This window comes from Achromobacter sp. 413638 (assembly GCF_043119405.1).
Lineage (GTDB): Bacteria > Pseudomonadota > Gammaproteobacteria > Burkholderiales > Burkholderiaceae_B > Achromobacter.
This window is the reverse complement of sequence record NZ_JBICCO010000136.1, coordinates 1-10,607: the sequence shown is the minus strand read 5'-3', so window position 1 is coordinate 10,607 and position 10,607 is coordinate 1. Positions and strand designations below refer to the sequence as shown.

The following is a 10,607-nucleotide window of genomic DNA, read 5'->3' as shown; positions in this document are numbered from 1 at the left end:
TGAGGAACTCACAAAACAGGTGCGCATGACTGGCGGTGATATATATAAGTACAATCCGGCAACAGGTGAATTAGCGAAATTCTAATGCTATGAGAGCGTATATTCAGATCGCGATAAGAACTAATAGCGAAACCATTGGCTGGGGGGTTGGAAGTCGATTGTTCGATTCATTGAGCTCAAATGGTGGGTTGCTTGCTCCAGAATTTGTTTCACATAATGCTGACAAAGTAACGGAGATTTTTGATGGCCAAAAAAAAATGGAAAGATTTTGGGCAGAAAAGGCTTCGATACAAGCAAATGGAACCATTTCGGATTTTTTTCTCGATTTTGCTTGGAAAAAAGAGAGTTTCCTTAAAAGTTCAGGTCGTGTCAGTCATACATTCCGGAATCTTAAAAATCAAATTGTTCCGGGGGATATTTGCCTAAAATCTGAGTATGGCGACAAGATAAACTGGTATGGTTTATTCAAGAATTGGTGTGACATATTTCCGCCTCAGCTCGGAATGTTGCATTTATTTTCTGACCCGGAGCTCGGGCCGCACGAGCGGAGAAATAGCTTTCAAATTGGCTCTTTCAATGCCGCGCTGAAGCCAGATATTCCGAACATTGGTTGGGCCATGTTTTATGGGAATGAGTTTGCTGAGAAGATTGATGCTGAGGGAATCTTCCGTGCAGGATTTCCTATTGAAAAAATGAGTAATGGGTATTTGGTGAGAGTCACAGAAGATATAAAGGATATCGCTCGTGATTTCGAGTTTTTCGCGCGACAACGCACCGAGCTTAGAAGCCTATTTCCGAGTGGGTTTTTTCTTGAGTAGGATTAAATAATCGGGTTGGAATTTGAATTGTTCATAAATGTGAGGGGCAAGTTGCGCTTGTGCTGCTGAGAATATGTCGCTGCTCTGGGCGGCGAGCTGGGGCGTGGGCGTCTTTGATAGGACTTAAAACGTCCGACCAATTTCGAGGGCAGATTATCTATGTTGAAGTAATCGGTTATCCTCTGGATTTCGTTGTGAGTTGAAGAACTACCAGTATTTTCAAGAGTCTTCGACAAGGGATTACGAGGGGTTATTGGTAAAATTCCGGTGTCTATGAGCTAACAAAATATTGATGTTATGACGCCGCAACCATATATTCAGATTTCGCTAAGAACCAAGATTGAAACAGATGGGTGGGATGTTGGAAGAAAACTGCTCGCATCCTTATATGTTGACTCCAGTTTCTTGGCGCCCGAGTACGTTTCGCACAATGCTGACAAGGTGACGGAGCCGTTTGAAGGTGAGTTGCATGCGGAACGGCTTTGGTCGGAAAAGATCTGTATACGTGCAAATGGCACTCTTTCAGAGCTTGTCGATAACTTTGCTTGGAAAAGGAAGAGGTCCGTTAGAAATACGGGATACGTATCTCATACTATTAGAAATATTCGAAATCAAATTGTCCCGGGTGGAGTGCATCTAAATTCAAAATTTAGTGAGAAAATTGAATGGTTTCAACTTTTCAAGACATGGTGTGAGATTTTCCCTCCCCAGCTAGGTATGTTGCACTACTTCACCGAGCCGGAACTTGGTGTACATGAGGTGAACGAGAGTTTTCAGATCGGCTCGTTCAATGCAGCTTTGAAGCCCGATATTCCTAATGTTGGTTGGGCCATGTTTTATGGGAATGAGTTTGCTGAGAAGGTTGATGCTGAGGGAATCTTCCGTGCAGGATTTCCTATTGAAAAGATGGGCGATGGTTATTTGGTGAGAGTTACGGAGAGTATTCAAGACGTCGCTCGAGATTTTGAGTTGTTCGCAGAGCGGCGTATTGAGCTTAAGGGGTTCTTTCCGAGTGGGTTCTTTCTGGCGTAGATGTAGGGCTATATTGAAAATAAAATAAATAACGCCTTACTCGTCAAGATGTTGTGCGCAATTTGAACGATAGGCTTGAAATTCAGTCGCAGTGCTAATGTTTTGAGATAAATTCACTTTCCTTCAATAAAGAGAGTTTTTCACAGCAATAAAAACATCCGAATGCATCGGATCATTTCCTGGGAAGGGTTTTGATCGCGTGTGGGTTGATCATCTTGAGCGACATGGTTGCTACGATTCGTTTGGCAGATGGTGTGAGTGATCCAAAATTAAAAGGAGTGCGATCCGGATATTCTCCGCATCACAAGTTTGCAGCGATGGATTATCTGGTTAGTGGTGTGCACAGATATCAAGATGATTGTCTTCACTATCCTGGAGAAGCGTTGGAGACAAAGATCAGCTTTGTAAGTTTGGGCTTTTTCAAAGACATAATAAAGGTTGGGGATGTCTTCGAAGTGCTTGAGCTTGATAGATTGGTCGGGCATGGAAAGGTTGAGATAATTCTGTGAGACCTATCGATCGTCGGATAAATCGTTCCAGGCAACGGTTCGGATCGTGCGGTATGCAATTGGGCTATCCTCTCGCGTAAAAATAAGATCAAACGCCATATACAGCGCCTACGTCGCCACCCTAAGCTCACTCTGCTCATGAATCCTCATGAGTCTGGTTTGGCGACCGGAATAGCACAAATTGGATTCTGCCCTTAAGGCAGTCCGCATCTACAAGCCCGTACGATGTTTATGGGCGGGCGATTGCGGAGTAATGACGTTCTCCCCAAAAACGCGTAAGCTCCCCTTCAGTTAGACATCAGCCGGTAGAATTTCTAAGCCTCCCTGAGTCGGAGAATCACTTGAAGAAAAGTAGATTTACAGAGAGCTAGATCGTTGTGGGGTTGAAGGAAGGCGAAGCACGCCAAACTTAACGCATGTTTGCTGACCCGGCGCTGGAGAATGCGGCGATCAAGGATGCCTTAAACCGAAAATCCTGACGCCGCAGGCCAGGAGCGAGGTGGTCGCACAGCTAGTGCAAGCAAAGCTTTCAATCACGCGCGCTTGTCAGATTGCCCGCCTTTCGCGGGCGGCGTACTACAAGAGGCCAACGTCGGCATCTGAACGAAATACCCAAGTCATTGATGTATTGACCCAGTGAAAACCTGCTCACGTCATAATCGATGGAATTGACGATGAGCACGAAAATGGAGGACGACATCAAACGCTGGACGGCCAAGCGCAAGAGTGCGCTGGTACTGGACATCATCCAGGGCAAGACCGCCGTGGCCGAAGCGAGCCGCCATACGACCTGTCGCCCTCGGAGGTCGAGCAGTGGGTCGATGACGGCAAGCGGGGCATGGAAAACGCGCTGCGCGCCAATCCCCAGGACGTTCGCGAGCAGTACGAGCGTCAGCTCAAGGATCTTCAAGAGGCGTATGGCGAGGCGATGCTGGAGCTGCGCGCGAGAAAAAAATTGCAGTCCCTGCTGGGCGAGGACGAGAAGTGATCGAGACTGGGCGTCCCCGATGATCCGCCAGGGACTGCAAGCCGAGGGCATCACCGTCTCGATTGCCAAGCTGTGCCGCTGGTTTGGCGTGCCGCGCCGTTCGGTTTACTACAAACCGGTTAAATCGCCGCCGAAGGTCGATCCGAAGTTCGTCGCCCCGATCAAGGCGATGATTGAAGAGTCGCCGTCGTTTGGCTACCGGACGGTTGCGCATCTGTTGGGGTTCAACAAGAACACCGTGCAGCGCGTGTTCCAACTGATGGGCTGGCAGGTCCGCAAGCGGCCGATTGGCTTCAGACCACGAATCCAGGCGCTGACGTCGGTGGCTAGCAAGCCCAACGAGCGTTGGTCAACGAACCTATGCCGTGTCTGGGCGGGCCGGGATGGCTGAGCCACGCTGGCGCTGGTGATCGACGGTCATACCCGCGAGTTGCTCGGCTGGCATTTGTCGCGTAGCGGCAAGGCCTGCACCGCTGGCAGTGCCTTGGAACACGCCCTGATCGCCCGTTTCGGAACACTGGGGCGCGTGCCTGCGCCGTTCCTGCTGCGATCGGACAACGGACTGGTCTTCACGTCTCGCAGCTACACCGCGCTGGCGCGAGGCTACGGGCTGCGCCAGGAGTTCATCACGCCGCACTGCCCGCAGCAAAACGGCATGGTTGAGCGTGTCATCCGTACGTTCAAAGAACAATGCGCGCATCGGCATCGCTTCGAGAATATCCAGCACGCCAGCCGCGTTGTAGGCGACTGGATACGTTTTTACAATCACCGACGCCCGCACCAGGCGCTCGAGATGAAGACTCCGGCTGAGGCGTTTGCATTAGCCACTTAACCTGAGCAGGTTCTGCTGGGTCAATACACGGCCTTCGAAAGGGAATTGACGTGGAACAAAATCGTGTTTCCTACTTTCAAATTAAGAGATGGATTCTGGAGAATTACTGGGACGGCTGCCGGGATCATGGGCCGCTCCCCACGGGCAAGGGACAAAGAGGATGGACACTGGAGCAGATAGCGTCTGACGTTTACGATGGGTATGCGGGGGGAAAGGGTAGTTTTGATTCCCCCCTGGAGTGCTTGATGCTTGAAGTTGTTTGTTTGGTTTTGGCTTGCTGGTATCCGGCACAAGCCGAATATCATAGAACGCGAATCTGCCGTTTGCTTTCAGAGCATGCACTAGATAATTTGCTTCAATTGGTGCCCCGGGACGAGATTGATGAGTTCAAGCACGATCTAAGCATCGTAGGATTTATATAAAATACTGAAATGGTATTCACCTGACACCGGCCCCAAGCCAGTGTTTTTTCAAGCAGCCTCTGTCACCACCTCCCCCTTCCGCCCAAAAACAAAAACATGCGCATAACTATCATTCATCCGATGCTCGAAATGCGCTACCCCCCGAATCGCCGGCACGACAGGCTCGAACAGCCCCGCATAATCAATCTCCACCGGATAAGGCTTCCGCTCCGGCGTATCGTTATACCCAAGAATCAACAACCCACCCGGCTTGAGCACCCGATGGCACTGTTCCATCATCTGCTCGAATCCAATCCGCTCATTCAGCCCCCAGCCGATCACGCCATTGGATATCACGACGTCGAATGACGCCTCGTCGTAGTAGCCGCTCATATCCGTGACGCTACCGATGACGTGCCTGCCCGGCGGACCGTAGATCGCCTGTTCGGGATCCATGTCCAGCGAATGGAATTCCATCTTGAGCAGCCGGGGATAGTGCCAGGTGTAGTAATGCATGCCCAGGAACAGGCACTTCATCTGGCCGGGCGAGCGCGCGGCGAGCTGGTTCAGATGGTCGAAGATTTCCCGTTCGAGGAATTGGCGATTCACGGCGCGCAGCCGGAATTTGATGCCGCATTTCGCGGCGAAGGCCGGAGACCATTTGAACAGTCTCATCTTGGCTTTGCGGATCAGTTTGCGTAAGGAAATTTGCTCACCTCAGATGGCCGGATTGAAGGGCTTTGCTTCGCGCAACAGCACTTCAAAGGTTCTTCGTGTGCGCGCGAATGCCGTGGCAGGCACGCATGCAGGAGCTGACGCGGGCCAGCCGTCAGGGCCGTTGCGGTCCTGATCGCAAGAGGCTAATCAGCGGTGCGTTTGATATGAATGGGACGAGGGAGGAATGGGGTGGACTGGCGCGAGGCGCCGTCTGATTTCAGAATGACGCGACCGTTGCGGTCGCGCATAGGCAAGGTGAAGGCGATTCCGGCGGCGGCATTGCAATGTTGTTTGCCTGGGTCTGCCTGAAGAAATCGATGCGCCAAAAGCAGGACGCCGGCACTAGGCCGGCGTCTGTCTACCAAAGATGATCACGCTACCGCGACATTGCTCTCTATCCGCTTCTCCCCAAACAGGAACACATGCGCATATCCATCATGCATAGGATGCCGCGCATGCCTTACCCCCGGAATCGCCGGCACGACAGGCGCGAATAACCCCGCATGCCCGATATCCACCGGATACGGCGCCCGTTCCGGCGTGTCGTTGTAGCCCAGGATCAGCAGCCCGCCCGGTTTCAGCACCCGATGGCATTGCGCCATCATCTGCTCGAACCCGGCCTGTTCGTTCAAACCCCAGCCGATCACGCCATTGGCGACGACCACGTCGAACGACTCGTCGCCATAAAAGCCGCTCATGTCGGTTGCGCTGCCGATGGTGTGCCTGCCCGGCGGTCCATAGATCGCCTGCGCCGGATCCAGGTCCAGGGAGTGGAAATCCATCTTCAGCATGCGCGGGTAATGCCAGGTGTAGTAGTGCATGCCGATGAACAGGCATGCCTTGCGGCCCGGGGATGCCGTGGCCAGTTGGTTCAGATGATCGAAGATCTCCCGTTCCAGGAAACTGCGGTTGGGTGCCTCCAGCTTGAAAGTGATGCCGCAGCGCGCGGCGAAGGTGGGAGACCAGTGGAAAAGCCCCAGCTTGGCCTTGTGTATGAGTTTGCCTAAGGAAATGTGATCGCCCCTGATCGGCCGGATCTTTTGCGTCCGGTACCGACGAGTTCCTGCTGACGCACCTGTGCGTTGCACGGCCGCAATGTGCAAGACGACGGCGGGGATGGGGGGCGGCTTTTTTTACCGCCGGGCCGCCCCAAGGTAAAAACACCCCCTTGGGGGGCAGCAAACCCGCTTTAGCGGGTGCAGCGTGGGGGCAACAATTTCCGCGAGCTGCCGCTCCTCCCATCCCTGCCGTCGTGACGTTTACCGCTTTAGTGGTTCAGACCTCCCATGCGCCTTGCCGATACGCGGAATCCCAGAACATCCATTCCAGCCGCGCGGCGTGTGTGTATGCCTCGTGCATAGCCTTGACCGTTACGGCGGACGCGAGTTCCGCGGCGCGGTCCACGGACGCGATGACTTCGCGGACCAGGGTGTGGAATTCCTCGCCGGCGTAGGTGTCGATCCAGGCGCTGTAGGGGTTGGGTTTGACGGCGCGGGCGTGGATGTCGCGGCCGATCTCGGCGTAGATCCAGAAGCAGGGCAGCAGCGCGGCCAGGGCCACGGGGTAGGGCGCGCTCCAGGCGGTGGCGATGAGGTAGCTGGTGTAGTGGTGGCTGGCGGGCGTGAGCGGGGTGGCGTTGAAGGTGTCGGCGCTGATGCCGAACTGCTTCATGAAGCCGTCGTGCAGGCTGCGCTCGACCACGACGGCGTTCTTGGCGGCGTCGGCGAACTGGACCACGCCGTCGGCGTTGTCGGCCTTGGCGGCGGCCACGGCCAGCGCGCGGCCGAAGGCGACCAGGTAGTGGGCGTCCTGGATCATGTAGTGGCGGAACGCGTGCTCGTCGAGCTGGCCGCTGGCCAGCTCCTGGTTGAACGGCATGGTGCGCGTTTTCTCGTACAGCGCGGCGTTGCGCGCCCAGGCGTCGGAGCTGAAAGACATGGGATTCCTCTGCGTAGTCGGACGGCGCGCGAAGTCGCGCCGTGGCTGCCGGCCAAGGATAGCAACACCCAGCGGCCGGGTAACTTTTCATGTCATTTGCTTCCGGTGGGGCCGGGGGCCGCGCCGCGCCTGTTACGGGCTGGCGCCGCGCGCCGCATTCGGCGATTGCCCCAGGCGGCGGGCTGCGCGAGAATCCGGCGCATTCCGTGCCGGTCGCGGTTCAGCGGCCGGCCTCTCTCAACAGGGCGAACTCCAGCGTGTCTTCAGTCAGCGGTGAACGGGTAATCAGGCGGATGGCGATCACGGCGCGGCGGCGCGCGGGTCGGGTGGCGGCGGCCGTGTGCCTGGCGCTGCCGGCCTTGTCGGCGCAGGCCGGCTATGTGGTGGTGGATACGGGCCACACGCCCGCGCGGCCTGGGGCCACGGGCGCCAGCGGCCGGGTGGAGTATCAGTACAACCTCGTGCTGAGCGGCGCCGTGGCGGCGCGGCTGACGGCGCTGGGCGAACGGGTCAGGCGCGTGGCGGCCGACGGCGCCGAGGTGGCGCTGGGCCAGCGCTCGCGGCTGGCGCCGGATGCGGATTTCTTCATCTCCATCCATCACGATTCGATGCAGCAGAAGTACATCGACGCGGGCCGTCAGCGCGAATTCGCGGGCTTCTCGATCTTTGTCTCGCAGCGCAATCCCCGCTACGAGGAAAGCCTGCGTTGCGCCAAGGCGATCGGCGAGGCGCTGGTGGCGGCGGGCGAGAAGCCGTCGCTGTATCACTCCGAGCCCATCGCCGGCGAGAACCGCCCGCTGCTGGACCGCCGCCTGGGCGTGCATCGCTTCGACGGGCTGGCGGTGCTCAAGACGGCGACCATGCCGGCGGTGCTGGTGGAGGCCGGCGTGATCGTGAACCCCGACGACGAGGCACGGGTGGCGCGGCCCGACACCATCGAACGCATGGCGCGCGCGATCGCCGATGGCGTGCACGCCTGCCTGGGTGGCTAGCGCGGATCGCGCGCGTCCGGCCCGGCGGCTGGCGCTGTCGCGCCGGATGGATAAAATCCCGCTTCAAGCGCCGCGCCTTGCGAGCCGGCCAATGGACAAGCGCGAAACGCGGCGTGGCCCGTACGGTCTGCGTGACATAGGTTCCCAGGGAGAGGATTGATGAGGCTGAAAAGAAAACTGACGGTCTGGAGCACGACATTGGCGCTGTCCTGCGCGGCCCTGTCGGCCGGCGTGGCGCAGGCCCAGGCGCAGCAGGCGCAAGCGCCGGCGTCCGCCAAGCAGGAAGAGCCCGAGCGCTACGGTCCGTTCTTCTTCCTGCGCAGCGAGCCGGACCTGCTGATCTACGTGGGCGCGGTGGGCGCCAACGATATGTTGAATTTCAAGAAGGCGCTGCGCGAGCATCCGACCATCTCGACCATCGTGTTGCAGAACAATGGCGGCGGCCTGGTCCACATCGGGCTGGTGGTGGCGGAAGAGATCTACGAGCGCGGCCTGAACACCTATATTCCCAAGGACAGCTACTGCGCGTCGGCGTGTTCCTTCGTGTTTTTCGCCGGCCGTCAGCGCCTGGCGGTGGGCCGGCTGGGCGTGCATCAGATCTCGGCGCCGGAGCTGACGGGCGAGCAGGCGCAGTTCGGCGTGTCGGACATCGTGGCGACCCTGCCGAAGTACGGCGTGTCGGCGGATGTGCTGGGCATCATGTTCAGCACGCCGTCCAAGGACATGTACTTCTTCACGCCGCAGGAAATCGCCAAGTACGGCATCAACCGCGTGGGTCCGACCCAGGCGTCCGCCAATGGCGCGCAGCAGGGCGGGGGCCAGCGCGCCGCGCCCGCCCCGTCGCCCTCGCCGCAGCAGCAGACATCCGCGCCCGCCCCGACGCCGCAGCAGCAGACGTCCGCGCCGGCCGGCGAGGCGAAATTGCCCCCGCGCCAGCCGGCCGCCGCCGGCCAGGCGCCGGTCGCCAATCCGTACCTGACCAAGCAGCCCGCGCCGGCGGCGCCGTCCGACGAGCAGAAGGCCATCAACGCCGCCGCGCTGATGATCCAGGCGGGCAGCGGCACCAACGAAGAGGCCATGAAGTTCACGCGCGAGTTCTACGCGGACACGGTGGACTTCTTCAAGAAGAAGCGGCCGAAGTCCGAGGTGCTGGTGGACAAGCAGGCGTATTTCACGCGCTGGCCGGTGCGGCGCTTCGTGGTGGACCAGAGCACGCTGCGGGCCAAGTGCGAGAACCAGCTGTGCATGGTCAAGGGCATCTACGACTACAAGGTGTCCAGCCCGGAACGCGGCAAGAACGCCAGCGGCACGTCGAATTTCACGTACATCCTGGACCTGCGCGATCACTATCGCATCGTCCTGGAAGACAGCGAGGTCATCAGCCGCTGAGCGGCCGCCCTTGCACTTTGGAGAAGCACCATGCATGTCAGTCTGCGCGCGACCCGGTTCCTGATCCTGGCGGGCCTGACCGCCGCGGCGGCGCCGGCCCTGGCGATCGATTGCGGCAAGGCGTCCAGCCCCGTCGAGAAACTGATCTGCTCCAGCCCCGAGGCGAAAGCCGAGGACGCCGGGCTGAACCGCGCCTATGCCGCGCTGATGAAGCAGGCGCCGGACGACGAGATCCGCGCGATGCTGAAGGATAGCCAGCGCCGCTGGCTCGCCGCGCGCGACGGCAAGCTGCAAGACTTGATCGCCAATATCGACGCCGTGCCGGAAGGCAAGACGGCGGGTTCCGTCGCGGCCGATCTGATCAGCGCCCGCATCGACGCGCTGACGGAGCGCGACAAGGGCAGCAAGCAGCCCAGGCTGATCAGCACGGCGCTGGCCCAGCGGGAATTCCGCCAGCAGTTCACCGGCGGTCCCTACGACGGTTACGACGTGGTCTGCGAGCTGCTGCCGCCGAACGACATCTACGCCTGCTTCGCGATCAGCCACTACCAGAACAAGGACCGAGTCTGCACCGCCGAGCAATACTGGGCCACGGGCTCGGTCTACGCGCAGCGCTATGTGGCGAAGGTGGTGGACCAGAAGCTGGTGCCGGTGGCGTCCTGCTCGTACAACGGCAACGACGACAACTGCCCGGGCGGCATCTCGGACGAGGCGCGCTGGAACACCGGTCCCAAGGTGCGCACGCCGATGGGCTATCCGACCAAGCCGCTGCCCCGGCTCGATGGCGAGGTCTATGACAGCGACGACTACGACTGGCTCAAGGCTTGCCTGACGGACGATACGTTCCCGCTGGCCAATCCGACGACGGCGGGGCGCTAGGCGGATAGCTCGAACTCGGTAGCCGGATGCGAACCGCGGCGCGGTGGCATCCGGTTTTTTCGTTTCAGATATCGTCGAAGTAGAAGGCCTTGTTGAGGCGGGCCTGCAGCAC

General features: G+C 58.4%; 11 protein-coding genes and 1 pseudogene. 9 read left to right on the top strand and 3 right to left on the bottom strand.

The window, feature by feature from the left end; all coding sequences use genetic code 11:
- Positions 1-158: 158 nt before the first annotated feature.
- From ACEU5R_RS31075 to ACEU5R_RS31050, 6 genes and pseudogenes are all read left to right on the top strand, one after another.
- A complete protein-coding gene (locus ACEU5R_RS31075; RefSeq protein WP_392413675.1) occupies positions 159-818 on the top strand; it encodes a hypothetical protein in 660 nt (219 codons plus the stop codon).
- A gap of 297 nt (positions 819-1,115) precedes the next feature.
- Positions 1,116-1,850 (top strand): hypothetical protein, encoded by a 735-nt coding sequence (locus tag ACEU5R_RS31070; protein WP_392413673.1) that lies wholly within the window; start codon positions 1,116-1,118, stop codon positions 1,848-1,850.
- Positions 1,851-2,065: 215 nt separating this feature from the next.
- Entirely contained in the window at positions 2,066-2,359 is a 294-nt protein-coding gene (locus tag ACEU5R_RS31065; RefSeq protein WP_392413671.1) for a hypothetical protein, read from the top strand.
- 674 nt (positions 2,360-3,033) lie between these two features.
- Positions 3,034-3,347: pseudogene (locus ACEU5R_RS31060) on the top strand (DUF1153 domain-containing protein).
- Positions 3,348-3,366: 19 nt separating this feature from the next.
- On the top strand, positions 3,367-3,738 hold the full coding sequence (locus tag ACEU5R_RS31055; protein ID WP_392413669.1) for a hypothetical protein: 372 nt from the start codon (positions 3,367-3,369) through the stop codon (positions 3,736-3,738).
- A gap of 15 nt (positions 3,739-3,753) precedes the next feature.
- Positions 3,754-4,179: a transposase gene (locus tag ACEU5R_RS31050; RefSeq protein ID WP_392413667.1), complete on the top strand. Its 426-nt coding sequence runs from the start codon at positions 3,754-3,756 to the stop codon at positions 4,177-4,179.
- A 470-nt stretch (positions 4,180-4,649) separates the two neighbouring features.
- On the opposite strand, the gene ACEU5R_RS31045 is transcribed toward ACEU5R_RS31050, so the two are convergent.
- From ACEU5R_RS31045 to tenA, 3 genes are all read right to left on the bottom strand, one after another.
- The gene (locus ACEU5R_RS31045) at positions 4,650-5,255 is read right to left on the bottom strand and encodes a class I SAM-dependent methyltransferase (protein ID WP_392413665.1); all 606 of its coding nucleotides are present in this window, start codon (positions 5,253-5,255) and stop codon (positions 4,650-4,652) included.
- Between the two features lie 413 nt (positions 5,256-5,668).
- On the bottom strand, positions 5,669-6,385 hold the full coding sequence (locus tag ACEU5R_RS31040; protein WP_392413663.1) for a class I SAM-dependent methyltransferase: 717 nt from the start codon (positions 6,383-6,385) through the stop codon (positions 5,669-5,671).
- A 187-nt stretch (positions 6,386-6,572) separates the two neighbouring features.
- A complete protein-coding gene (gene tenA / locus ACEU5R_RS31035; RefSeq protein WP_392413662.1) occupies positions 6,573-7,235 on the bottom strand; it encodes a thiaminase II in 663 nt (220 codons plus the stop codon).
- A 293-nt stretch (positions 7,236-7,528) separates the two neighbouring features.
- On the opposite strand from tenA, the gene ACEU5R_RS31030 reads away from it, so the two are divergent.
- The 3 genes from ACEU5R_RS31030 (at position 7,529) to ACEU5R_RS31020 (ending at position 10,495) form a co-directional block, all read left to right on the top strand.
- Positions 7,529-8,227: an N-acetylmuramoyl-L-alanine amidase gene (locus tag ACEU5R_RS31030; protein WP_392413677.1), complete on the top strand. Its 699-nt coding sequence runs from the start codon at positions 7,529-7,531 to the stop codon at positions 8,225-8,227.
- Positions 8,228-8,386: 159 nt separating this feature from the next.
- Complete coding sequence (locus tag ACEU5R_RS31025) at positions 8,387-9,616, top strand: hypothetical protein (RefSeq protein ID WP_392413660.1); 1,230 nt, start codon at positions 8,387-8,389, stop codon at positions 9,614-9,616.
- 30 nt (positions 9,617-9,646) lie between these two features.
- Positions 9,647-10,495, top strand: a complete 849-nt coding sequence (locus tag ACEU5R_RS31020) for a lysozyme inhibitor LprI family protein (protein ID WP_392413658.1) — start codon at positions 9,647-9,649, stop codon at positions 10,493-10,495.
- Positions 10,496-10,607: the final 112 nt, after the last annotated feature.